The sequence below is a fragment of the Rhizobium sp. NLR8a genome, assembly GCF_019685235.1.
GTDB lineage: Bacteria > Pseudomonadota > Alphaproteobacteria > Rhizobiales > Rhizobiaceae > Rhizobium.
On the sequence record NZ_JABDWI010000001.1, the window covers coordinates 433,267 to 457,239 of the forward strand.

At 57.0% G+C, this 23,973-nt stretch carries 21 protein-coding genes, 9 pseudogenes and 1 riboswitch; of the genes and pseudogenes, 20 read left to right on the forward strand and 10 right to left on the reverse strand.

Features of this window, described 5'->3' with window-relative positions; translation table 11 throughout:
• Positions 1–23: 23 nt before the first annotated feature.
• Positions 24–1,047, forward strand: a pseudogene (locus HJC04_RS01975) (N-acetylglucosamine-6-phosphate deacetylase); the annotation flags it as partial.
• 207 nt (positions 1,048–1,254) lie between these two features.
• On the opposite strand, the gene HJC04_RS01980 reads toward HJC04_RS01975, so the two are convergent.
• The 3 genes from HJC04_RS01980 to HJC04_RS01990 form a co-directional block, all read right to left on the reverse strand.
• Positions 1,255–2,301, reverse strand: coding sequence for an NAD(P)-dependent alcohol dehydrogenase (locus tag HJC04_RS01980; protein ID WP_221096779.1), 1,047 nt, complete (start codon positions 2,299–2,301; stop codon positions 1,255–1,257).
• 200 nt (positions 2,302–2,501) lie between these two features.
• Complete coding sequence (locus HJC04_RS01985) at positions 2,502–3,233, reverse strand: HAD family phosphatase (RefSeq protein ID WP_221096778.1); 732 nt, start codon at positions 3,231–3,233, stop codon at positions 2,502–2,504.
• 186 nt (positions 3,234–3,419) lie between these two features.
• The gene (locus HJC04_RS01990) at positions 3,420–4,259 is read right to left on the reverse strand and encodes a MurR/RpiR family transcriptional regulator (RefSeq protein ID WP_221096777.1); all 840 of its coding nucleotides are present in this window, start codon (positions 4,257–4,259) and stop codon (positions 3,420–3,422) included.
• A gap of 299 nt (positions 4,260–4,558) precedes the next feature.
• On the opposite strand from HJC04_RS01990, the gene HJC04_RS01995 reads away from it, so the two are divergent.
• From HJC04_RS01995 to HJC04_RS02015, 5 genes are all read left to right on the forward strand, one after another.
• Entirely contained in the window at positions 4,559–5,758 is a 1,200-nt protein-coding gene (locus tag HJC04_RS01995) for an ABC transporter ATP-binding protein (protein WP_221096776.1), read from the forward strand.
• Positions 5,755–6,678: a carbohydrate ABC transporter permease gene (locus tag HJC04_RS02000; protein ID WP_221096774.1), complete on the forward strand. Its 924-nt coding sequence runs from the start codon at positions 5,755–5,757 to the stop codon at positions 6,676–6,678. Before HJC04_RS01995 ends, HJC04_RS02000 begins: the two co-directional genes overlap by 4 nt.
• Positions 6,675–7,541 (forward strand): carbohydrate ABC transporter permease, encoded by an 867-nt coding sequence (locus HJC04_RS02005; RefSeq protein ID WP_168338265.1) that lies wholly within the window; start codon positions 6,675–6,677, stop codon positions 7,539–7,541. The genes HJC04_RS02000 and HJC04_RS02005 overlap by 4 nt, the downstream gene beginning before the upstream one ends.
• 107 nt (positions 7,542–7,648) lie before the next feature.
• Complete coding sequence (locus HJC04_RS02010) at positions 7,649–8,929, forward strand: ABC transporter substrate-binding protein (protein WP_168338264.1); 1,281 nt, start codon at positions 7,649–7,651, stop codon at positions 8,927–8,929.
• Between the two features lie 68 nt (positions 8,930–8,997).
• Positions 8,998–9,849, forward strand: coding sequence for a metallophosphoesterase (locus HJC04_RS02015; RefSeq protein ID WP_221096772.1), 852 nt, complete (start codon positions 8,998–9,000; stop codon positions 9,847–9,849).
• A 270-nt stretch (positions 9,850–10,119) separates the two neighbouring features.
• On the opposite strand, the gene HJC04_RS02020 is transcribed toward HJC04_RS02015, so the two are convergent.
• Positions 10,120–10,647, reverse strand: coding sequence for a hypothetical protein (locus HJC04_RS02020; protein ID WP_221096771.1), 528 nt, complete (start codon positions 10,645–10,647; stop codon positions 10,120–10,122).
• 94 nt (positions 10,648–10,741) lie between these two features.
• Between HJC04_RS02020 and HJC04_RS02025 the strand changes: the two are divergent.
• The 6 genes and pseudogenes from HJC04_RS02025 to HJC04_RS02045 form a co-directional block, all read left to right on the forward strand.
• Positions 10,742–10,942: pseudogene (locus HJC04_RS02025) on the forward strand (transposase domain-containing protein); the annotation flags it as partial.
• Between the two features lie 338 nt (positions 10,943–11,280).
• Positions 11,281–11,484 (forward strand): thioredoxin domain-containing protein, encoded by a 204-nt coding sequence (locus HJC04_RS32050; RefSeq protein WP_311043577.1) that lies wholly within the window; start codon positions 11,281–11,283, stop codon positions 11,482–11,484.
• A gap of 45 nt (positions 11,485–11,529) precedes the next feature.
• A complete protein-coding gene (locus tag HJC04_RS32055; protein WP_311043578.1) occupies positions 11,530–11,739 on the forward strand; it encodes a hypothetical protein in 210 nt (69 codons plus the stop codon).
• Between the two features lie 19 nt (positions 11,740–11,758).
• On the forward strand, positions 11,759–12,457 hold the full coding sequence (locus HJC04_RS02035; protein ID WP_221096769.1) for a GntR family transcriptional regulator: 699 nt from the start codon (positions 11,759–11,761) through the stop codon (positions 12,455–12,457).
• Positions 12,458–12,593: 136 nt separating this feature from the next.
• Positions 12,594–13,466 (forward strand): MurR/RpiR family transcriptional regulator, encoded by an 873-nt coding sequence (locus tag HJC04_RS02040; RefSeq protein ID WP_221123157.1) that lies wholly within the window; start codon positions 12,594–12,596, stop codon positions 13,464–13,466.
• A gap of 15 nt (positions 13,467–13,481) precedes the next feature.
• Complete coding sequence (locus tag HJC04_RS02045) at positions 13,482–13,682, forward strand: malonyl-CoA decarboxylase domain-containing protein (RefSeq protein ID WP_221096767.1); 201 nt, start codon at positions 13,482–13,484, stop codon at positions 13,680–13,682.
• 327 nt (positions 13,683–14,009) lie between these two features.
• Here HJC04_RS02045 and HJC04_RS02050 read toward each other — a convergent pair.
• Positions 14,010–14,258 (reverse strand): annotated as a pseudogene (locus HJC04_RS02050) (transposase); the annotation flags it as partial.
• Between the two features lie 132 nt (positions 14,259–14,390).
• Positions 14,391–15,290: a TlpA disulfide reductase family protein gene (locus HJC04_RS02055; protein WP_221096766.1), complete on the reverse strand. Its 900-nt coding sequence runs from the start codon at positions 15,288–15,290 to the stop codon at positions 14,391–14,393.
• Between the two features lie 583 nt (positions 15,291–15,873).
• On the opposite strand from HJC04_RS02055, the pseudogene HJC04_RS32175 reads away from it, so the two are divergent.
• The 7 genes and pseudogenes from HJC04_RS32175 to HJC04_RS31550 all read left to right on the forward strand — a co-directional run.
• A pseudogene (locus HJC04_RS32175) lies at positions 15,874–16,120 on the forward strand (IS6 family transposase); the annotation flags it as partial.
• A gap of 50 nt (positions 16,121–16,170) precedes the next feature.
• Positions 16,171–16,684: pseudogene (locus tag HJC04_RS02060) on the forward strand (amino acid ABC transporter ATP-binding protein); the annotation flags it as partial.
• A 428-nt stretch (positions 16,685–17,112) separates the two neighbouring features.
• Positions 17,113–17,224, forward strand: a riboswitch (TPP riboswitch).
• A 91-nt stretch (positions 17,225–17,315) separates the two neighbouring features.
• Positions 17,316–19,142: a phosphomethylpyrimidine synthase ThiC gene (gene thiC / locus HJC04_RS02065; protein ID WP_221123929.1), complete on the forward strand. Its 1,827-nt coding sequence runs from the start codon at positions 17,316–17,318 to the stop codon at positions 19,140–19,142.
• Position 19,143: 1 nt separating this feature from the next.
• Positions 19,144–20,118 (forward strand): glycine oxidase ThiO, encoded by a 975-nt coding sequence (thiO, locus tag HJC04_RS02070; protein ID WP_221123160.1) that lies wholly within the window; start codon positions 19,144–19,146, stop codon positions 20,116–20,118.
• On the forward strand, positions 20,115–20,312 hold the full coding sequence (gene thiS, locus HJC04_RS02075) for a sulfur carrier protein ThiS (protein ID WP_077987983.1): 198 nt from the start codon (positions 20,115–20,117) through the stop codon (positions 20,310–20,312). Before thiO ends, thiS begins: the two co-directional genes overlap by 4 nt.
• A 3-nt stretch (positions 20,313–20,315) precedes the next feature.
• Positions 20,316–21,087, forward strand: a pseudogene (locus HJC04_RS31545) (thiazole synthase).
• The gene (locus tag HJC04_RS31550; protein ID WP_259664093.1) at positions 21,084–21,218 is read left to right on the forward strand and encodes a hypothetical protein; all 135 of its coding nucleotides are present in this window, start codon (positions 21,084–21,086) and stop codon (positions 21,216–21,218) included. The pseudogene HJC04_RS31545 and the gene HJC04_RS31550 overlap by 4 nt, the downstream one beginning before the upstream one ends.
• 154 nt (positions 21,219–21,372) lie before the next feature.
• Here HJC04_RS31550 and HJC04_RS02095 read toward each other — a convergent pair whose 3' ends face one another.
• On the reverse strand, positions 21,373–21,849 hold the full coding sequence (locus HJC04_RS02095; protein WP_018481129.1) for an Lrp/AsnC family transcriptional regulator: 477 nt from the start codon (positions 21,847–21,849) through the stop codon (positions 21,373–21,375).
• Between the two features lie 143 nt (positions 21,850–21,992).
• On the opposite strand from HJC04_RS02095, the gene HJC04_RS02100 reads away from it, so the two are divergent.
• Positions 21,993–23,012, forward strand: coding sequence for a 1-aminocyclopropane-1-carboxylate deaminase (locus tag HJC04_RS02100; protein WP_018481130.1), 1,020 nt, complete (start codon positions 21,993–21,995; stop codon positions 23,010–23,012).
• Between the two features lie 15 nt (positions 23,013–23,027).
• Here HJC04_RS02100 and HJC04_RS32180 read toward each other — a convergent pair.
• The 3 pseudogenes from HJC04_RS32180 to HJC04_RS31555 all read right to left on the reverse strand — a co-directional run.
• Positions 23,028–23,155 (reverse strand): annotated as a pseudogene (locus tag HJC04_RS32180) (DUF4158 domain-containing protein); the annotation flags it as partial.
• A 195-nt stretch (positions 23,156–23,350) separates the two neighbouring features.
• Positions 23,351–23,419 (reverse strand): annotated as a pseudogene (locus tag HJC04_RS32185) (helix-turn-helix domain-containing protein); the annotation flags it as partial.
• A 235-nt stretch (positions 23,420–23,654) separates the two neighbouring features.
• Positions 23,655–23,865, reverse strand: a pseudogene (locus HJC04_RS31555) (IS21 family transposase); the annotation flags it as partial.
• Between the last annotated feature and the right edge of the window lie 108 nt (positions 23,866–23,973).

Here is a 23,973-nt window from a genome sequence, read left to right on the forward strand (position 1 = left end):
GACCGACACTATGAGCGGAAACACTGATCATCGCTGGTGCCGGTATTTTTGACGGAACTAATTGCCACTGCGGCGCTGAGCTGATCGTTCAGCCAGGTAGGGTGAAAGAAATCAGTCCAAGACGCTTTGAATTCCCGGTGCAGAGATAGTCGACGCGGCTGGCTTGCTTTTCATACCGGGATTCGTGGACCTGCAGGTCAACGGCGGCGGCGGAACGCTCTTCAAAGAGGAGCCAACCATTGGCGGGATTCGTCAGATCTGCTCGGCACTTGCGCGGTTCGGTACCACGTCATTGCTGCCCACGCTGATCACCGACACCCGGCGAGATGAGGACTGCGGAAGTTCCACGATTTCTAGGTCTGCATCGCGAGGGCCCGCACATCTCGTTGGCTCGCAAAGGAGCTCACGATCCAGCGCTGGTCCGGCCTATGGACAAAACAGATCTGGACGAGATGCTTACCTACATGACGGCACTAGGTTGCCTTATGGTTACGCTTGCTCCGGAGAACGCAACCAAAGAGCAGGTACTCACGCTTGCCAATACGGATGTCGTCGTAAGCCTCGGCCATACAAACGCCACTTTTGAGACGACCTGCGCTATGCAACAGCCGGCGCTAGCGCGTCACCCATCGGGCATCGTGAACCCGGTCTCGTCGGTGCGGCTCTGGAGACAGGAACATTTGACGTGGGTTGATTCCGACGGTTTCCATGTGGATCCGGCGGCAATGGCGGTTGCCGTTCGCGCCAAGCAATCGCCGGGCCAGCTTTTCCTGGTGACGGATGCAATGTCGACGATTGGCACCGACATGACGCACCTCGAGAGATCATAGGCGAACGGGGAAGGCTGACGCTCGCAGATGGTACGCTCGCCGGTGCCGACATCGACATGCTTTCGTCCGTGCGCTTCGTGCATGAGAAGCTTGGCACCCCGTTGAGGAAGCGATCCGCATGGCCACCGCTCATCCCGCAGACGCCATGGGGATTGCTTCCCATAAGGGCCGGTTTATTGCCGGTGCTGACGCCGACTTTGTGCTGCTGACCCCTGAGCACATGGATCGGGTTTTGATGCAACGATCATATCAGGTCGAGCCAATTGGCCTCGCGACAGCGCAGACTTCACGGCGTTACAAAACCCGTCGATACGTGCCTGATGCATTAGTCGAAGAAGATCTCAGCATAAGCGTAACCTCTTGCGCTGGCTACGAAGGTTTTGAAGACCAAGCCGCCTGCACAGGGCTTCCTGTCGAAGAGGTCTCAAAACTTCTCTTCAGACATACGGATCTGAAGCTTCACGTCCGTAGGATTCGCTGAGGCGGCCCGTTCGAATGCTTGCACGCTGTCAGCGAAACGGTAGGTACCAGTTATAAGGGGCTTGAGGTCGACTCTACCGGAGGCGATAAGTGCAAGGGCTCGATCGAAAACGTTCGCATACCTCATCACGGTTTCGATCCGAACCTCTTTGCAGATTGCAGCATGAACATCAAAGGCTACGAGCTCCGCCGGCAATCCGACTATAACAGCGACACCCCCGGGGCGAAGGAGGTCGAATAGGTTTTCATATGCTCGCGCGTTGCCACTCGCTTCGAACACTATGTCCGCACCCCAACCATCGGTTTCGCGCGAGATTACCGAGCCAAAAGGTTGATCCGCAATATTGACGGGATGTATACCGGCATACCTTCCGGCCACGTTGAGTTTCTCGGAGCTAAGGTCCGAGATATAGACTCGGCTACACCCGCCTGCGAGAGCTGCAAGGGCCGTCATTATGCCTATGGGACCGCTGCCTATCACCGCCGCGACGTCGCCAGGAACGATCCGAGCTCGTGTTGCGGCATGCATGCCGATGGCGAATGGCTCGACCATCGCGCCCTCGGCAAATGAGACAGAGTCCGGGAGTTTGTAGGTGAAAGCGGCGGGGTGAATGACAAATGGCGTAAGGGCTCCGTGAACCGGAGGGGTGGCCCAGAATAGCACGTCTGGATCCACGTTATATCGACCGAGTCTAGACGCCCGAGATGACAAATTCGGGACGCCAGGCTCCATGCACACGCGATCACCGGCTTTAAGTTCCACGACTTTTGATCCGGTCTCGACCACCACGCCGGCAGCTTCATGTCCGAGCACCATGGGCATCTGCAGGCGGTAGCTCCCGATGCCACCATGTAGATAGTAATGAAGATCGCTGCCACAAATTCCTACGGTGTGGACAGCAATCTTCACATCTTCCGGTCCCACTGTAAGGGGAATGTCTATGTCGCGAAGCGCCAGTTCCCCTTTTTTTTCTACAACCAACGCTATCATCGATGTCTCCATCCTTGCTTAATAGGCATTCCGTAAAGCCTGGACCGCTGAGTGCTGAAGCCGAAACAGAGGATATTCATGGGGTGAACGGCATCGCGAGGCCAGGATGACGTAGTCTAGTCGCGCCATCTGAGGCTAGTCATGACGACTTTGATGGGTGTCGGATCAAGGATATCGTGCAAATCATTACGTTCGTTAGATTAAGCAGTGGCGATTGCCAGGTCTTCTACTTCCTTCGCCCTCTCCGCAGCGTCAACGGAATACGAAGTGATTTCTTCGAGAATGCCACCCAGATCTTCAAACCGGTTAAAGATGCGTTTGGCTCCTGCTTCCTGGAGGCGTACGGTGTGTAAAGGGCTGCAATGACTTCCGCCTACGAAACCGAGGGGCGTCATACCGGCGGCAATAGCTGCTGTCACGCCCGCAACGCTGTCTTCGACGACGACGCAATTGACAGGAGATACCCCCATTTTCTTAGCTGCGTATAGGAAAATGTCTGGCGCAGGTTTTCCGTCTCGTACTAATACCGTTGAAAAGATGTAAGGATAAAAGAGCTCGAGCAGTTCCGTCTTCGCAAGAGCAAGTCCGAGCCGGTTCGGTTCGGAACTAGAGGCGACGCAGCATGGGACCTTCAGTGTGCGGATCGTCTCCCGCACACCAGCTATTGCGGCGAGATCAGAGAGGTAAAGCTCCCGAACACGGGTATCGATGCGGCTGGACAAATCCGCAGGCAAGGGCGCACCCAACCGAGCCTCGATTATGCGGTACATCTCGTTGGCGGGAACGCCGGCGAACTGCTCAACGGCTTCCTCAACACTGATGCGATGACCGACGCGGGTAATTTCCTCAGCTTCTGCGGTGCTGACGATAATCTCGCTATCCACCAACACACCGTCACAGTCGAAAATTACTAGTTTTGGCTTGGTGTCCATTATTCATACTCCAAGGAGCGGGCCCCACCTTGCCCGCCGCCATCCTATTTCCGGGGTTGGTCCGCGCCATGGAACCATAACGACTTCGCAACCGACTGCCGGCCGAACGAACTCCGTCAGAGAACGAGTAATGGATTTAAACTCCAAATGCAACCACTCTAATGGAGTGATTTCTCAGTTCGCGGCTTAAGTGCCTCCTGAGGCCTTGGTATGATCGCCTATGGCTATCGCCAGGGCTTCGGCAATGAATACAATTCGAGGCATGCCGATCATTTGCTCACTGAGGCCAGGCTGCGGCATCCGCGCCATTTGCAGGACAACGTCTGAAACTTTAGCGAGGGAGGACTTGGGATGGCACGTAATTGCCAAGGAGAAAGCCCCTGTTTGATGGGCTCTGCGCAGGAATTCGACCGTGTCAGGGGAGGCGCCGGATTGCGATACGGCAATGGCCGCATCTTCTTTTGTCATGGCCTCTGCGGCCTCATGCGCGTAACCGACATTGGCGAAGACGCGGACGCGAACGCCGATGCGCCGCAGGCGATGAAAAAGTACCTCGCCGGCAAGACCGGAGTCACCGGAGCCATAAATGTTCACGTGGCGCGCGTTTAACAGGAGCGGCGCTGCAGAGGCCACCAGTTCGGGCTGCAACAGCTGCCGTGTATTCAAGACAGAGCGGTTGATTAGCGAAGCCACCTCATCGAGAGAGTTGACCGTCAAGCTTACGCCACGATCCGGTTCAGTCTCACGCTGACCGATCTCCGCCGCTAGAGCGAGCTTGAAGTCAGTAAATCCTTTGAACCCAAGCTCGCGGCAAAGCCGAAATATTGTCGCCTGCCCGCTCTGGGACGCTGCGCTCAATTCGCCAAGGGATTGACGGACTGCCCTCTTCGGATTTTCCAGCACATACTGAGCGACCCGCGCGAGGGCATTAGGATAGTCCAGCGCGGCCTCCACCTTCAAGAGAACCGGCGTACGAGCCTCACCCTCTGCCGAAAAAGGGCGTAAACTATCACCTTGCATTGCCATGTAATTCTCCGAGTTCAATGATGATCTGCGACGCCACTCTGCTTGCGGATCCAACCGCCATATTGGGGAGCTCTCCAGTCATCAACCGGTAGAGGCAAGTGTCAAGGCTGCGGCCCACATCATCTTTGGAGGCAAAATGGACGAATAGACCAACGTTTCTAGTGCGAAGCCGTGGAGCAGATTTAATTTCTGCATGAAATGGAGCGGCTTGTCATCTTTACAATGGAGAAAAAATCCTCTTATTGTCACATCAATGATAAGAAACTCCATTATGGAGGCATGGTACTGAGGAGAACGAAATGTCAGGAACTGCACTTAGGCTATCGAAAATTTCAAAAGGCTACGGTACCAGCCAAGTCCTTCGCGGCATTGATTTGGCGGTTGATGCCGGCGAGTTCATGACACTCGTCGGGCCCTCCGGTTGCGGCAAGTCAACGCTGCTGAAAATCCTTGCCGGACTTGATCAACCCGATGATGGAGTGATCGAAATAGACGGTGAGATAGCGAACCAGCTCCGTCCCAGCAAACGCAATATTGCTATGGTGTTCCAGTCCTATGCGCTTTACCCGCATATGCGGGTCCGCGACAACCTGGCGATGCCATTAATTATGGCTAACTTGCCTTTCGCGGCGCGGATGCCGGTGATTGGCGGCCTGGTCCCCGGTACCAGCGCAAAACGCCGGCAGATAAACGCGGCGGTCGGAGAGGTATCGACGACGCTCGGCATTGAAGCACTTCTTGAGCGCAAGCCAAGCGAGTTGTCAGGAGGACAGCGGCAGCGTGTGGCCCTCGGACGTGCGATGGTACGCCAACCCGGCGTGTTCCTGATGGACGAGCCGCTCTCAAACCTCGACGCAGCTCTTAGAACGCAGGTACGTACCGAACTGGTCGAACTGCAACGACGCTTGAAGGCTACCTTCGTCTACGTCACGCATGATCAGGTCGAAGCGATGACCATGTCGGACAGGATTGCTGTGATGATGGACGGTGCGATCGTTCAAATCGCCTCACCTGCCGAGATCTATGCGGCACCGGCAGATATTCGCGTTGCGCGTTTCATCGGATCACCGGCGATTAATATCCTCCCGGCTGACATTGGTGACCAAGGTGGGGTCCGACTGTTTGGTGAGAGCGAAAACTTGAGAACCGATTTGATGCCGGGAGATCGGGCACAAATAGGGATACGGCCCGAGGACGTAATCGTGGCCGCCCAAACGACACTGCGTAGCGCATGTTCCCCTCATGAGGCACGGATACGTCTCATTGAGAACTTAGGCAACGAATTTATTCTTCACCTTAATATCGGTGGTGGCAATCAGACTGAAGTGACGGCCAGGTTGGCGCAGCGAGAATGGTCGGCAATCCGGGAGAGTTCCAGCGACCCCAATCTTGTCAGAGTAGGATTACCGCCGCAGCGTTTCCTTGTGTTCGATTCGACTGGCTCTCGAGTGCAAACGGAGGAAATCCGCGACTCTAAACGGCTGGAGGTGGTGTCGTGACATCATTTCAGATTTCTCAGCCCACTCTCAAGGCTGGCGGCCGGCCCCAGAAGATGATCGGAATTAACCTTGCATATCTGTTCGCGCTTCCGGCCGCAGCACTTCTCGCCGTTGTTATCTTGGCTCCCCTAGCCATCGTAACCGCTTTGAGTTTTACCGATTACACACTTGGAGCAACAGAATGGTCTGGGGTTGGAATGCGCAATTACGGCGAACTTTTGCACGACAAAGTCTTTGTAAATGCCCTGTCGAACACAGCTCTCTATGTTACTGTAGTAGTGTCTATGTCGGTGTTGCTTGGTTTAATTCTTGCAATATTAGTCCATGACAGTGGCCGCCTGAGACGCGTTTACGAAGTCATCTTCTTCCTGCCGGTCGCGAGCACCATGGTGGCCTTGGGGCTTGTGTGGAAATTCATGCTCCACAGCCGTATCGGCCCCGTCAACGAATTGATTGCCGCGCTTGGCTTTCCACGCATCGACTTCTTTAACAATCCCTCAATTGCAATTTTCGCGCTTGCCGCGATTGGTGTTTGGCACTTGGTCGGCTTTAATATGATCTTGTTTCTGGCCGGGCTTACAGGAATCCCGCGCGATCTTTATCAGGCCGCCGCAATCGATGGCGCCGATGGCTTTTGGGACCGGTTGTTTCGCGTCACATGGCCGATGCTGGGTCCCACGACCGTATTCGTGACAATCACCTCGTCGATCACTGCTTTTCAGGTCTTCGATACTGTCGCGGTCATAACCCATGGCGGACCGGGGGGATCGACCGAAGTCATTCTCTATCAACTCTACCAAGCGAGCTTCCAATATTTCGAAACCGGCTATGCGTCTGCGCTGACCGTCATCTTTCTGCTCATCATGATGGCGATCTCAGTCGTGCAGATCTTTGCAGCGAGAGGAGTGCATTACTCATGAGCACTCCTAACACCGATGTCTCTCTCCAAAAGACCCGCGTGCCCTCCGCACTCCTTGTCGGCGCTGCTAAACATGGACTGTTGCTGCTTTTCGCCGCCGTGATCCTCCTCCCGTTCGTTTGGATGCTTCTCGCAGCAGTGAAAGACCCAGCGGACATCTTTTCCGAACCGTTCTCGCTCGATCCGGCCAAGCTTCACGCTACCGAGAACTTCGGCAAGGCACTGACCGCAGCTCCGATGGGCCTCTTCATGTTCAACAGCTTGGTTGTGGTAGTCGGGGTACTAAGCGTACAGCTTGTAACCTCAATTGGTGCAGCTTACGCGCTTGCCCAAATGAAGTTTCGTGGGCGAGGGTTGCTGTTCGGTCTTGTGCTGTTCGCATTATGCGTCCCGGTCCACGTCCCCGCTCTACCCCTTTACATCGCGCTCGCAAAGCTGGGCTTGCTCAATAGCTATTTTGCGCTGATGTTCCCCTGGTTTTTTTCGGCCTTCGCGATCTTCCTCTTTCGCCAGCACTTCCTGACGTTTCCCCAGGAGATCATAAACGCTGCCAGAGTCGACGGCTTCACGGAAATCGAGATCGTGCTGCGCCTAGTCGTTCCCAGCGCCTTGCCGGCAATCGCCGCGTTCTCGGTATTCTCTGTTACCGCTCACTGGAACGATCTTTATTGGCCTCTAATCGTCATCAATGTGACCGACAAGATGACAGCGCCCCTTGGCCTCTTGAACTTCCAGTCGGCAGAAGGTGCAAGCTACGGGCCGCTGATGGCTGCTGCGACTATCATCACCTTGCCGCTGATCGGTCTCTTTCTTCTGGCGCGGCGGTATTTTGTCGAGGGCGTGACGATGACCGGAGTGAAGTGACTTCGAGCTTTCGGCCAAGCGGTTCTTTGTCCGGAGCATCCGCGGGCTGCCAAGCGGCCAATCAGACCACAAGTATATCAATCAACCCAGCAATAAGGAAGTTCGCAATGAGACAGACGTTAACACTTTTGATGGCTGCCGGCTTCATGACCATCGCCGGAATTGGCACCGCTCCGGCGCGCGCCGAAACTACATTGGAGGTTGTGCATGCTTACGGATCCTTCCGCGAGCGCTTCTATCAGCCGCTCGCTGATGCATTCATGAAGGAACACCCAGACATCAAGATCAAGTTCCGCGCCCCCGCGGCAGACTATTATGAGGGTCATCTGGCCGTTACCCGCGAGGCGATGACTGGCGAGACGCCAGATGTCTTCTTCTCTGGGATGAACCTATTGAGTGATCTAGTGTCAACCTTGGCCCCGCGCAATCAGATCGCCGACATGACGCCCTTCCTCGATAAGGAGGGGCAGGCCTGGATCGACAAGAATTACGACACCAACGTCCTTGAACTCGGACGCATTGACGGCCACCAGTGGGGCCTACCGTTTAACGCGTCGACTCCTATTGCGTACTTCAACGCTAACCTCATGGAAAAGGCTGGCCTTGATCCCCAAAAGCTTCCCAAGACTTGGGATGAGTTCCTCGAAGCGGCAAAGAAGGTCAAAGCGGCCAACAGCGATGTCGATGGGATGCAGATCAACCTGGCTTTGGGCGACTGGTTTTGGCAGGCCATGGTCTACAGCTATGGCGGCACAATGATGAGCCCTGACAGGACAAAGGTTACCTATGGTGACGAGGCGGGCCTGAAAGCGGCCACCGCGGTCCGTCGTCTGGTTGCCGAGGTTGGAATGCCATGGATCGACGAAGATGCGGGGCAGGCTCAGTTTGCTGCAGGCAAGCTTGGAATTTTCATTGGTTCGACGGGCGACATCCGCACCATGGATGAGGCCATCGGCGGAAAGTTCAAGTTGGTCACGGGCACATTCCCGATGGGCGCTGAGAATGGCCACGTTCCAACCGGCGGCAATTTCGCAACGATCCTGACGCAAGATCCGGAAAAGCAGAAGGCGGCCTGGGAGTTCGTAAAATTCCTGACCAGCCCTGCCGGTCAAAAGGTCACAGTCCTTGGATCCGGCTACATGCCTACGAACAAGCAGGCGCTGGAGACTGAACATCTCGGCGAGTTCTACGCTGTGCACCCCGAATGGAAGACCAGTCTCACACAATGGCCGATTGCCGTTGCTTGGTTTGGCTACCCCAACGTAAAAAGCGTCAAGGTCTGGAAGGCGCAGTCGGAGGTTCTGTTCCGGATCGGGACTGGTGATGTTTCGCCGGCAGACGGTCTCAAGGAAATGGTGCAGTCAACCGAAGCCATCATTAAGCGATAGCGAACCAAGCGGGGTGGAGCGTCCGCCCTCCCCGCTCCATAAGTTTGCCCACCTCAAGGTCATTGCAGATGTTCAAGATAATCCATGTAAGCGACACCCATATCGAGCCCGTTGGTCGGTTCGTGGTCGGGCTCAATCCACACGAGCGGCTCAGACAGGTTGTGCAGGCGATCAATGAGAGTCATGCCGACGCTGCCCTATGTGTCATCACCGGGGACCTGACAGATCGCGGCGATGAAGGCTCCTACCGGGCCTTCGCTGATATTGTAAACGAACTGAAGGTTCCCTGCCGACTCCTGCTTGGCAATCATGATAATCGAGAGATTTTTCGGCGCGTGTTTCCTGACGCGCCCTTCGATGCGAGTGGATTCATCCAATCTACAGCCGACTTCGGCGACACCAGGCTGATATTCCTCGACAGCCTTCATGACAACCATGCGGGTTTAGGTCAGCTCTGCAATGCACGCCTTGAATGGTTGGAGCGAGTATCACAAGAGGCAGCGGCAACAGGCCGCCGGTCAGTTATTTTCATCCACCATCCGCCGTTTTCCGTGGGCGTCAGAATGTTCGACCAAATGTTGCTGGAAAATCCTGCACCCTTCCTCAATCAGATTACCGCAAGTAAGCCACTTCACTTGGCGTTCGGACACCTGCATTTGACAACATCCGGCTCATGGAACGGAATTCCCTACAGCTGTAATCGTGGCGTTGCTCATCGCATCGCTCTGAGCCTCGACGGCGACGTTACGGAGTTCATCGAAGCTGAGCCGACTTTTGACGTTATGTTGATCTCTCCGAACGGTGTGCTCGTGCACCATACTGCACCGACGACAGCTACCTCCGTCATCGCTCGTGAATATCCTACCGAGGACGGGAAAGGGCATCAAGTAATGCTACGAACCGATATCGCGGGAGTTTGACCTTGCGGCCACGCGCTTACCTTAGTCGACCATCCAGCGGTGGCTATGCCGGCAACAAATTAAAACGGAAGCTTAAGAAGGTCGGCCGCTTCACGATCAGTCTTCGTCGCTGTTGACGCAATGGCTGAACGGCTGCAGCAGTTGGAGACGGACCTCAGGTAGCTGAACTCAACGATTGCGCATGGATTCCGGACGGCCTCGAGCGCGGAAACAGTTAGCTTGGCAGTCCGAGCCAGGACCTCCTCTGACGCCTGCTTCCCCATACCCGCGCTAAGGCGAAGCAAGACTCGCCGCCAATGTTTGTGCCAGCGGTGATTGATCGTCCGGCAGAGCCACCCCCGACACGGCAAAAGCCGATAACAAGGAGCGCACTTCCAATTGCGGCAATCGAGCTGGAGGTTCGTGGCGCGATCGTGCGGATGGCATCTGGCACAGACAGCGCAACCATTGCTGCCGTGATCCAAGCCTTGATGGCTCAGTCGTGATCGGTCCGTCCGGTGCGGTGAAGGTGATGATCTCCACCAAGCCCGTCGACTCCACTAAGGTACTGAAGGATTGGCAGCACTGCTGGAGCGATCGGTTGTCTGCTCGAAGGCATAGACTGGCGGATGCCGCAAAAGACTTGGCGGTCAACAGCGCCGAGGCTCTAACCGCCGATGGATGAAAGTTCAGTGGCATGTATGTACGGCCTCCGCGTGGCAAGGGCTTTTTGGCGTTTCTGACGTCATCCTCGGCCACCGCTACCGCGATGGTATCCTCGTGGATGTCGAGGCCGACATATGCTGCCATGTTTTCCATGATCATTCCTCTCCGTTTCAACCGGCCAGAAGGAGCCGGGGAAAACATCTTGCGAGCTACCTCCGAGCTCGCCAAGGGCGGTCATATCATCTGACTCTTCGCCGGATCGGATCGCGGCCCAGATCGTGCTGCCTTCATGGCGACCCTGATCATCAGTGCCGAACTCGACGACATCGATCCGCAGGCCTGGCTTGCTGATCTCCTGGCCCGCATCACCGACACGCCAATCAGTAAGCTGGAGCAATTGCTTCCGTGGAATTTGCAGCCACACGGACTGAAAGCTAAAGCGGTCTAACCTGCGGCCTTCATCAGAGCTTACTATAAATTCGCTTATTGACGGACACGCTTCACGCCTGAGCATGACATAAACGCGACGATAACCATGGCGCACTTGGCAGATGTGCCTGATCCTCAGCTTCAAAACGGAATATGCACGCCGGATCGTGACCTTCCAGTCCGCCTTACCGTGTCAACAAACACGGAACCGTTGAGGCCCCGACCCCGACCCAGCTAACCCTGCCTCCATCAGCGCTCCATGCGACCTCCATCGAACTTGAACATAAGTCGTTGAGATAGACGATATCAACCATGTTGTCCGCCGAATCACACGAACTACTAACTAGGGAGATAGACATGTCGCTTGGTCTAGATTCTCACGCTCCTCCGCTCGAAGTGGAGAACCAGGTGCGTGGCGAGCCGCTTAAGCACTTCCAGCCAGGCAAGGTATATGTCGTCGAATTTTGGGCCGCTTGGTGCGGAAAGTGTATGACGGCGATGCCCAGTCTGATGCAGCTGCAGCACAGATCAAAACCAGCGGACTTGAGGTCATCGGAGTAGCGGCATGTGAAAGCGCTGCAACGGCCGGCGAGGCCCGGAGGCACGTTGGACGCGTGGCTGACCGAAAAATTTGCGGCTTTGAATTTTCGGATCGCGTTCGACTCCGCGGGCGAAATGAACAAACTTTGGATGGCCGCCAGATTTGAACTCGGAATTCCGACATCGTTCGTGGTCGACCGAATCGGCACATCGCCTTCATTGGCCACCCGATGGACCTTGACTACGGTTTTGCCGAAAGTGCTTGCGCACCGGTGACTGAGAGGAAAACTAGGAAATGCTGTGTTGCAAGAACGCGTCTCAAGTGCGTGGCATTGATGCAAATTTTACCGATGAAGCACAACCTGCAAAAGCCGATATTGCCTACGATGCTATCCTACGCCTAATCGGCAGTTACACTGTACCGGAACAGCCTCTTAGGGATCAGGTTTTCATGTCAGCGCTCGGTATTGGCCGAACGCCAGTCCGCGAAGCGTTTCAGCGACTTGCGGCGGAAGGTTACATCCAGTCGAAACCTCAGAGAGGCTTTTTCACGAGGGCTTTTTCGGAGGGTACTCTGTTAAATCTTTATGAGGTCGGACGTGCGAACCTAATTGCGGGGCTATATCGAATGCCGCCGCAGCTCCAAGAGAGATGGACCGCGACCGATAAGGTGGCCCCTGACGAGCTCGCGCTGGAGGCAGAACGAATATTCGCTAAAATCGCCGAAGAAGCATCGAATTGCGAGGCTTGCAAAATCGTGCGCAAATTCAGCATTCGCACTCACCCTTTACGAATGGAAATAACGGCGTCGGAACTTCGCCCCGCCTTTATGGAAAGCCTCGCGAGACTGCTCGGCGCTATGTCTCACGCAGGCACGGCGACGAGCTTGGCGGAGGCCGCGTTGTTGGACCATCTTAATCTTGAGAAGGTTGCCATCCCGAAGATGGTACAAAAAGTGAACGCGCGTCAACCAACAGGTTTTTCTAGTCAGTGAAAAGGTTTGTGATAACGGGCGCAATGCGCCGTTGTCGCATGACCGGTGCTCTTCCGACGCCAAATGGCGACCTTCTCCATGGCAACCGCCATCAACACATGCGCTCGATCGAGATTTTTGGGGCGATGAGGAGGTGGTGGCGCGCGTAGATGCAAACTTAGGTGCTTTTTTTGAGAGAGCGATGCACGCTGGATACCAAGGCCCAAACGCAGAGAAAGCGCTTGCACAGATCCAGCTAAGATTGGAGGCTGCGCTTAACTATCCCCCCGCGCAGGCCCGAGTTGCGCGATATATCCTTGAAAACCCCGAAGAGGCTGTTCACCAGTCTCTTCGGGGCCTCAGCGCCGCGTCTCGAAGTGGCCAGGCAACAATTTTCCGCCTGTGCCGTGAACTGGGCTTCAGAGGATTCAAAGAGTTCAAGCTTGCGCTTGCAACTGAGAACGGAGAGCGTAAAGCGAACTTGACTGGCGGCCCAAATCGAACCCAGAGCTTGCTGGAGGAAGCGGTTTGGCCGATTTCGCGTTCTGTATTGAGCACAGGAGAGATGTTGCGGCCGGAGGTGCTATCTTCAACTGCATCTCGTCTTGCGAGAGCGCGGCAAGTTAACATCTATGGTTCCGGCGACTCCGGACCTTCCGCTGATGTGCTGTTCCATCGGTTGAGTCGGGCCGGTATAAATGCTCGTATTTTCGCAAATGTTGGCTATGCGCACGAGGCAGCGGAAACAATGAGCAAAGTAGATGCGGCCATCGGCGTCTCACAATCAGGCGCATCACGTGACACTGTCGAATTCCTGCAGAAAGCCCATAGCGTTGGGGCATTCTCGTTGGCGATCACTTGTTGTCCGAAATCCAGAATCACGAAGCTATCGGACGTCGTCCTTAAAATGGCGCGTCTGCCGCATTCCGTGCTCAGCGCAAGAACGACCAGCACGGCGTGCATGGTCTTCTTAGCCGAGGCGCTGGCGATCTCCATTTCCGAAGCCAACGGCTGCCAAGCTCAAACGTGATCGTCTCTCCGTCGAATGTCAATCAGCAACGAACACTGTTTCCAACTGCCGGATGGCCTGCCGGGCATTTCGTTCGGCAACTTGCTGATAAAGCAGGTCGTGGATGACTTGCACAGGGACTTGCCAGGCCCGGAGAATTTCGTCACTCTTTCGCCGGTTCCAGGTTGTCAAAGGCTTTCAAAGGCGCGCGCCTCTGCACGACACGACGCTGCTTAATGGAGTCCGCGAAACACTGATGCTGCTGGACGATCCAAAACTGGACTGGCCAAGGTGGAAAGGCAGATGCGGTGCAAGGAGTGTTGTTGCCGCTTGCGACAACACGATCGAACGAACGCCGTCGATCAAATCGCCCGTTTTCACCTGGACAACGGCACCCGGCCTGACCAACTGCTATAGCTCTCGGCGACAATTGGGTCCTTCTCCTCGTTCGGCATTGGATTTAACCGTAAGCTCTGAAATCGACATATGTCCAAGTCCTCTTTCGAGGTTGAACATCAACGATCAAGCGATGATCCGGAAAGTGGGATCAAAGGACAGCGCTTACATCTTTCTGACTGGCCGCGGGGCTCCTTGCAGCGGATACAGCTTCCCCATGCCCAGTTTCGGTGGATGCCGGTACGTCCAGGCACTCTCAACAAGCATGTGTCAAACTCGTCCATTACGAGCCGTCGTAATCGCGAATCGTCTTACGGTCTCTCCCGTGGATCGCTCGCCAGGATCGAGACTGAGATAGCCCATCAATTGGCGGGCTTTCAATCGGGTCACGTCCCCGACTTCCATGGCGAAGGTGACGTCTCGACCTGATCGCCGTGCTATCCCTGCCCTCGAGAAGGGCAGGAATGCTCTGGGAGTCGCTTCTGCAAATCAGGCCGGATCGACGATGTAGACCTCACCATCACAGACAATGGTCGGCGAAGCCGCTCTTTACGCACCTTCGCTGGGCGTCTCCCTGCTCAAGCGACGCTCGCAGGCAAGAAGGTATCCGAGGCCCGCATCGAAAAGATCCTTTCGATCCGCGGCAAGGGTGTTGGTATCCTCGTCGATAGCGGCCGCGACCAGCATCTGACCGACACACAGCTCGCTGTCACCGTTATCGGGTTCCGCGGACATCACCAGGTCGTCCGCGTAGATGAGGGCGGCGGGCTGGTCGATCTGGAGGAGGATGTAAAGTTTGTGATCCCACCATTGACGCTCCAGTGCCCGATGTGCCGCGAACGCTTCGTTGAAAGCCTCAATCATGCCGCGGCGATCGCCGGCTTTCGCTTTGGTATTGATGATATCCTTCAGAGCGAAACCTTCGCGGACCTTGTTGTTCTCCAGCGCAGACCGGTGTTGCTTGGCGTGCTCATCAAGATCCCATTCGCCCGACTGGATCCTCGGAAGGATATCATCCATCGATACCGGATCGCCGGTCCATGCGAGCCGCCCAGTCCCATCGACGATGAAAGCTGCCGGGACGCCGCTCGTGTAGGATGCCTTGAACCAGTGGTTCGCGACCCAGCCGCCGTCCTGTTCGTGTCCGTTCTCGACCGGCCCGTCCGAGGCAACTATGTAGTCCATTTCGTCGCCCTTTTCCGCGACGATTTCCGCCACTTTTCCCTCGTCGCCGTTGATGGCGACGCCGACGATCTTCACGTCGGGAAAAGTCTTTTGCAGCTGCGTAAGATGCGGGATCGTGTTGATGCACGGCCCGCACCATGTGGACCAGCCCACGATCACATAGACGGTGCCTGCATCGAAGGTGTCGATCCCTTGTCCCTTGAAAACCGTTCCGAGCCGCAGCTCCGGGGCAAGATCGCCGATCAGCAGTTCTTTCGCGTTCATGGGTATATTCCTTTGCATTTGGTGGGAGCGTGCCGGCGCCGTGAGGCGGACCGGCCTGTTTCGCGGATGTTGTCATCTTCTGGATACAGGTACAGTCGTTCAAGGGCTGCAACAGCGCTCGCCCTTACTAGTGGCAACTCAAAGGGGCTCTCATTAGCTTCCATGAGAAAAGCCAGATCGCTCGACTGGATCAAGTTTCGCATCGCGTCGGCGAGGTCCTGTTTGACCCGATGCTCTTTTGGGACATAGGGGCATTATTGCCCTTGCGGTGTCGGAGCCTACCTCCTGGACCACAGCCTCCGAGTTCTCCCTGCGGCGGCCCTCGAATATTTCAGCATTGTCATACCTCCTTCATAAGCAGACGTTCTACATCGATTACTTCTGGGGCAAGGGGTTCAGAGAATATATCTCAAAATGTATAAAATAATCGTAACGCGTAAGGCCGCAATACATTGATATTACTACCGTTTCCGAACAAACATCCCGGAAATATATTAACAAATATACCGGTATATTTTCTAGTCTTGTAGCTTTGACTGGCTCGTTAACCTTGGATACTGACATGCGATGACGGGCTACGGCCGAGCGCGACCCAAACTTCCGCCGCCATCGTTTTCCGCCGAGATCATCGCTATGCTGTGTGGCTCTATTTGCCTCTCGGTTGTGAATGGTCGAGGACTTGCTGGCGGCACGCGGGATTATTGTCGCATCAGACAGTCCTGCTTTGGGCAGAGAAATTCGGGCGGGCCTTTGCCAGCGAGTTCCACCGGCGCTCAGCGGGTCGGCTGGGTGACAAGTGGCAACTCTACGAGGCCGTCGTTTTCACCGGGAGGCAATCTTGTGCTACTCGGTGCGGGATTTCGACATTTGCCTGGCCCCCAACGATCTGAAGAAGATCGATGAGGTGTGCCGCGAAGTCGGCATGGTGTTCCAGCATTTCAACCTCTTCCCGCACCTGCGATCCTGGAAAAGCACGCTGGCGCCGATCTGGGTCCCAAGACCCCGAAGGAGCAGGCGGAAGACGTCGCCATCCACCTCCTCAAACGTGTCAAGATCCACGAGCAGTCCAACAACTATCCGGGCCAACTCAGCAGCAGCGCGTGGCGATCGCCCGCTCGCTCTGCATGAACCCGCGCGTCATGCTATTCGACGAGCCGACCTCGGTGCTCGATCCGGAAATGACCAAGGAAGTGCTCGACACGATGGTCGGCCTGGCCGAAGAAGGCATGACCATGATCGGCGTTACACACGAAAATGGCTTTGCCCGCCAGGTCGCCAACCGGGTGATCCTCTTGGACCGGGGCGAGATCGTCGAGCAGAACTCGCCTGCAGAGTTCTTCGACAACCCCCAGCACGAGCGCACCCGATTGTTCCTCAGCCGGATCCTGCGTTGATGACAAGTCTGGGCCGTCAAGATCCGAGACACTCCGGCGTCCATTCCCGCGCAGCAGCTTTGCGATTTTCTGATCGAAACCGTCCATGCCATTTTGGTCCTGACACTGTTCAGTTTGTAAAAAATACAATCAGGACATGCCAAAACACCTTGGTCAAAGCTACACGGACAAAGTACTAGACTTTCCAGTTCCGGGCCTGCTTTCTAATTGGCGCTTCGGTATCTCGTACAATCGGCGAACTGCTCGGAGTAAATCGGCTGCCACTGCATGCGACAAGGGTGTTTGTCTTGTGGAAGCGTGCCGGCCGGACGATTGCCCTTGTCCGTCGTTTGATCGCGGGCTCCGCACACGATAGCCTGTGTGTAACCTGACCCTACACCATCGCAGATTGTCGCTTGACAGTCCCCTCGGCAAGCCTCTACCCTTTTTGCATTCACCAGGGGGGTCCCGGCAAGGGGCTGAGATACTGCTATCGCGCGCAGTGACCCGTTGAACCTGATCCAGTTCATACTGGCGTAGGGACGGTGCAAGCGCTCGAAGCAGTGGATTCACGCGTCGAATCCGTGCCGGCGTCTTTTCATCATTCCGGCTGAGGACTGGGTCTCCAATCGAAAACTTGGAGCCTCAAACCATGAATATCGCCGCAAAGAATATCACCCCATCCGTCACCACCGGCCCCTTGCCGGCATCCAGGAAGATCTACATTCGGGGGGACGTCCATCCCGAAATTTGCGTGCCGATGCGCGAAATCAGCCTGCATCCGACATCAGGCGAGCCGCCCGTTGTCGTCTACGACTCCTCCGGCCCCTATACGATCGACGGCGCCGAGATCCGTATCGAACAGGGGCTGCCCTCACTGCGACGCGACTGGGTTCTCGCCCGCGGCGACGTCGAGGCCTATCAGGGCCGCCATGTCCGTCCCGAAGACAACGGCTTTGCCAGCGGCGAAAGGCTGACGCCTGAATTCCCCGCGCTACGCCAGCCGCTGCGCGCAAAGGACGGCAAGGCCGTCACCCAGTTCGCCTATGCGCGCGCCGGTATCATCACGCCGGAAATGGAGTTCATCGCCATCCGCGAAAATCTCGGCCGCAAAGCGAGGGCCGAAGCCATGGTCCGCAGCGGCGAGAGCTTCGGCGCCCATATTCCCGACCATGTGACGGCGGAATTCGTCCGGCAGGAAGTGGCGGCGGGTCGGGCGATCATCCCCGCCAACATCAACCATCCGGAAGCCGAACCGATGATCATCGGCCGCAATTTTCTGGTGAAGATCAACGCCAATATCGGCAACTCCGCCGTCACCTCATCGATGGCGGAGGAGGTTGAGAAGATGGTCTGGGCGGCCCGCTGGGGCGCCGATACCGTCATGGATCTCTCCACCGGCCGCAACATCCACAACATCCGCGAATGGATCATCCGCAATTCGCCGGTGCCGATCGGTACCGTGCCGCTCTATCAGGCGCTGGAGAAGGTCGAGGGCATTGCCGAGAACCTGACCTGGGAGGTGTATCGCGACACGTTGATCGAACAGGCCGAACAGGGCGTCGACTATTTCACCATCCATGCCGGCGTGCGGCTTCACTATATCCCGCTCACCGTCAACCGCGTCACCGGCATTGTCTCGCGCGGCGGTTCGATCATGGCGAAGTGGTGTCTCCATCATCACCGCGAAAGCTTCCTCTACGAGCATTTCGAGGATATCTGCGACATCTGCCGTGCCTATGACGTCTCCTTCTCGCTCGGCGATGGCCTGCGCCCCGGCTCGATCGCTGACGCGAATGATGTGGCGCAGTTCGCCGAACTGGAAACACTGGGAGAGCTGACCAAGATCGCATGGGCGAAAGACTGCCAGGTGATGATCGAGGGCCCCGGCCATGTGCCGATGCACAAGATCAAGGAGAACATGGACAAGCAGCTCGAAGTCTGCGGCGAGGCACCCTTCTACACGCTCGGGCCGCTGACGACGGATATCGCACCCGGCTACGACCACATCACCTCTGGCATCGGCGCTGCGATGATCGGCTGGTTCGGCACCGCTATGCTCTGCTACGTCACGCCGAAGGAACATCTCGGGCTTCCCGATCGCAACGACGTCAAGACCGGCGTCATCACCTACAAGATCGCCGCCCACGCCGCCGATCTCGCCAAGGGGCATCCGGCCGCACAACTGCGCGATGACGCGCTCTCCCGCGCCCGTTTCGAATTCCGCTGGGAGGATCAGTTCAACCTCTCGCTGGACCCCGAAACCGCCCGCAGCTTCCACGACGAGACGCTGCCGAAGGAGGCGCACAAGGTCGCGCATTTCTGCTCCATGTGCGGCCCGAAATTCTGCTCCATGCGCATCTCGCACGATATCCGCGCCGAAGCACAGAAGGAAGGTCTGGATGCGATGGCAGCACGTTATCGCGAGGGCGGCGGCCTTTATATTCCGGTAGAAACCCTGCAGCAAACGAGCGAATGAGATGCGTGTGCTTGTCAAAGGGGCCGGCGTTGCCGGCCTGACGGTGGCGCATGAACTGCACGCTCGAGATGCCGAGGTCACCGTGCTGGATCCATATGACGGTTTCCTGCGTGCTGCTTCGTGGCTCGCGGGCGGAATGTTGGCGCCCTGGTGCGAGCGGGAGAGTGCTGATGACGCGGTACTCATGCGCGGTCTGACCGCCGCCGACAAATGGGAGGCAATGGTGCCGGGAGAGGTGCGACGAAACGGAACGCTCGTGGTCGCCTCTGCTCGCGATCTTGGTGAACTGCGACGCTTTGCCTGCCGCACGACGGGTTATGAATGGCTGGAAGAGCCGGCGATCGCGGCGCTGGAACCCTCCCTTGCCGGGCGGTTCCGGCACGGGCTGTTCTTTCGCCGCGAAGCCCACCTCGATCCCCGGCGAGTGTTGTGTCTGCTGCGCACCAAGCTGACGGTTCAGGGGGTCACCTTCGTGGGCGAGAGCTCGCATGAGGAGAGCTTCGACAGTGTCGTCGATTGCACGGGTGCTGCGCAGATCGGCGAGGTAAAGGAATTGCGCGGCGTCCGCGGCGAAATGCTTTACCTTAGAAGCTTCGACGTGGATCTCTCCCGGCCGGTCCGCCTGCTCCATCCGCGTTTCCCCGTCTACATCGTCCCGCGTGGAGACGGTCTGTTCATGGTCGGCGCGACGATGATCGAGACGGAATTCGACGGGCCTATTGTCGCCCGTTCACTGATGGAACTCCTCAACGCTGCATACACGCTATTTCCGGCCTTTGCCGATGCAACCATAATCGAAACGGGTGTCGGAATCCGCCCAGCCTTTCCAGACAATCTTCCACGCGCAAGCCGTCAGGGAAAGGTGATCTCGCTCAACGGCCTCTACCGCCACGGCTTTCTGCTCGCGCCAGCCATGGCGGCCGAGGCGGCTGAACTTGTCTTCAACCAACATACCACGGGAAGCAATGCCTCATGAAAGTGATCGTTAATGGCGAGGCCCAGGATGTCGCGGCTGAGACGCTGTCGGAGCTTTTAGTCCTGATGGAATACGAGGGTGACTGGCTGGCGACAGCCGTCAACGGTGAGCTGGTCCATCGCGAAGACCGGTTCAATCGTTCGCTCAACGACAATGACAGGATCGAAATCCTGTCGCCGATGCAAGGAGGCTGACGGATGCTGACGCTTTATGGATCCGAAATAAACTCCCGTCTGCTGCTCGGCACAGCGCGATACCCCTCTCCTGCCGTCCTCTCCGAGGCTGTCAGGCAATCGGCGACGGAAATAGTCACCGTCTCGCTTCGTCGTGAGATGTCTGGCGCCGCACTGGGGGCGCCTTCTTCGAGATGATCCGCGCACTCGGCGTTCGTATCCTTCCCAACACTGCAGGTTGCCACAGCGTCGGGGAAGCGGTGCTGACCGCAAGGATGGCACGCGAGCTATTCGCCACCGACTGGATCAAGCTCGAGGTCATCGGCAACCATGATACGCTACAGCCGGATGTCTTCGGCCTCGTCGAGGCGGCTCGCATTCTCGTCAACGAAGGTTTCGAAGTCTTCCCGTACACGACCGACGATCTGGTCGTGGCCGAACGACTGCTGGAGGCCGGCTGCAAGGTGCTGATGCCTTGGTGCGCTCCGATCGGCAGTGCCGCCGGGCCGCTCAATCCGACAGCGCTCAGAGCAATGCGGGCCCATTTCCCTGACGTGTCGCTGATCGTCGATGCCGGCATCGGTCGGCCGTCGCACGCAATGCGGTCATGGAGCTCGGTTTCGATGCGGTTCTGCTCAACACCGCCGTTGCCGGCGCCGGAGATCCCGCCGCGATGGCAGCCGCCTTTGCCGCGGCAATCGCCGCCGGCAATCAAGCCTTTGACGCTGGCGTGCTGGAGCCGCGCGACATGGCCGTCCCCTCCACGCCGGTGATCGGAAAGGCGGTGTTCACATGAAGCTCGATCCGTTCTACCTGATCGTCGACAGCGCCGAGTGGATTGCCCGGCTGGTACCGCTTGGCGTCAAGCTGGTGCAGTTGCGCATCAAGGATCGTCGGGAGACTGAACTATCGCAGACCTACAAATAACCTCGCCATGGAGTGCCTCCATCGTGTGAACGGTGAGACCGTATGTTTGATGCACAGAGCGTGGGGCCGGTGATGTCAGAAAAAGTCGCCTGACATCCGCTGTCTGCGCGGAACCGGACAATAGATGCTGCATCCACAATAGCTGCCGACGACGCTAGAAGGGCAACCTCGCGTTCTCCTTGACTTCCTTCATCACGAAGAAGGTGCGCGTCTGGCGCACGCCTGGGAGGGCGATCAGCTTCTGGCCGTGGAGCTTGTTGAAATCGGCCATGTCGCGGACGCGGATTTTCAGGAGATAGTCGAAATCTCCGGCGACCAAATTGCAGTCCAGTACTTCCTTCAGCTCCATGACCGCGCCCTCAAAGGCACCAAAGCTCTCAGGCGTGGAGCGATCCAGTACCACGCCAACCATGACCATCGCGCCGAGGCCTACGGCGCCCGGCGCGACTTCCGCCCGCACGCCGGTAATGTAGCCCTCCTCGAAGAGGCGTTGAGTTCGCCTGTGGCAAGTTGCAGCACTGACATTCACGCGCTCGGCGAGATCGGCATTGCTGAGCCGGCCCTCCGATTGCAGGGCGCGCAAAATCTTGAGGTCTATCCTATCGAAATCCTCTGTGGAAGACTCTTTCATTTTACCTCGTATTATTGAAGAAGTGGATTCTACCACCGAAAAATTACGCCGATAAAGAAAGCTTTTAAAGCAAAATTAGAGAGCACCTTTCAAACGATATCTACTAGCCTTCGACCACAAATTCGGCACGGAGGCCCTGATCGATGTCACTGTTGGAAAAGTTCGAACGCTACCCGCTCACCTTCGGCCCAACGCCGATCGAGCACCTGCCGCGGCTGACTGCGGCGCTGGGCGGCAAGGTCGACATCTATGCCAAGCGCGACGACTGCAATTCCGGCCTCGCCATGGGCGGCAATAAGCTCAGGAAGCTCGAATATATCGTGCCCGACGCGATCGCCTCCGGCGCGGATACGCTGGTGTCGATCGGTGGGGTCCAGTCGAATCATACCCGCATGGTGGCTGCGACTGCGGCGAAGATCGGCATGAAATGTGTCGTCATCCAGGAGAAATGGGTACCGCACTACGATGCGGTCTATGACCGTGTCGGCAATATCCTGATGACGAAACTGATGGGCGCCGACAGCCGGCTGGTCGAGGATGGGTTCGACATCGGCATCCGCAAGAGCTGGGAGGATGCGATTCAGTCGGTAGAGGATGCGGGCGGCAAGCCCTACGCGATCCCGGCTGGCGCTTCGGTACACAAGTTCGGAGGCCTCGGCTATGTCGGCTTCGCCGAGGAAGTCGCGGCACAGGAAAAGGACCTCGGCTTCATCTTCGACTATATCATCGTCTGCGTTGTCACCGGTTCAACCCAGGGCGGAATGATCGTCGGCTTTGCCGCACTAGACAGGGCCGACCGGGTGATTGGCATCGATGCCTCGGGCACCCTCCAGCAGACGCGGGATCAGGTGCGGAAGATCGTCGATGCGACCTCGGAACTCGTGAACCTTGGTCGGTCGGTGCGTGAAGACGAGATCGTCATCAACCCCGACTACGCCTATCCCGCCTATGGAGTGCCCTCGGAGGAGACCAACGAGGCGATCCGGCTCGCGGCGCGCACCGAGGCGATGATTACCGACCCAGTCTATGAGGGAAAGTCGATGCAGGGGATGATCGATCTCGCACGCAAGGGCTTCTTCCCCGAGGGCTCGAAGGTGCTGTACGCCCATCTCGGCGGCGCCCCGGCGCTCAACGGCTATAGCTATTACTACAAGGACGGGTGATTGGCACCGTCAGGTTAACCGGCCCGGGTATCGCGTTAAACATAGCTGAATGGCAAGCCGAGCCGATTATGATCACGCCTCCGCAGTTCGATCTCCAGTCGATCCGACAGTGAAAACGAATAGTGTCGGATGAGGCTGTCTTCTCGACTGTTATAACGAAAAACTTCCGTGGATCCGCGCACGTTTCCCCAGGGATGAGATAACCGAGCGCGGACCAAACGCATAGACGGCTTAGAACAGCAATTCGCCTTCGGCTTTTGTAACCGCTGGCTAGCATGGCGTCTTAGGAAACCCGATGCGTCTCTTTCCAACTCCGAGCGAGTCTGTCGCAGTACCAATCAAGGATAACGGAGATTCCGTCGTAGCTCGCGGCAGATCGTCGAAGGGTCTCGGCCAAGGGGGCGCGCGCGATCTCCGCCTGACTGATCTTCTTCTCATGCATCCGCCCAACAACGCGACGTTCGCCCATGCTCAACTGCACAATAGTGCGGGCCGTTCCATCCTCCTGAAATCATTGCCGATAATGTCTAAGTTGCATTTGAAAAACGGAATCTGCCGGCATATAACTGTTGCCAGAGCGTCGGGACAACGCCGAGGGATGGAGACGGCGCATACCACGAAGAAGTGGGCCTTCCGCTCCACGCCGCCGGTGAACCCACATTCGTCCCGGAGCCGGTCAAACACCCCGCTTGGCCGTGTGGCGCTGCTTGCGCGGCACCTTCAGGTCTTCCTCCAGCCAATGCGCGATGGTTGAAACGAACGCATCCAGCTTAGGACGCCGGATCGGCGACTGACGCTGATAACCGGGCGGTGTCGAATACAACACCACCTGGGAAACGCTGTCGCGAGATATGTTGAAATGCTTTGCAGCCTAACGCCGGCTCATTCCTTCCGAAACAGGCAAGCGAACCCTTAGATACAATTCAACGGTGTAGATCCCCTTGTCCCTCCTGCGTTCAAT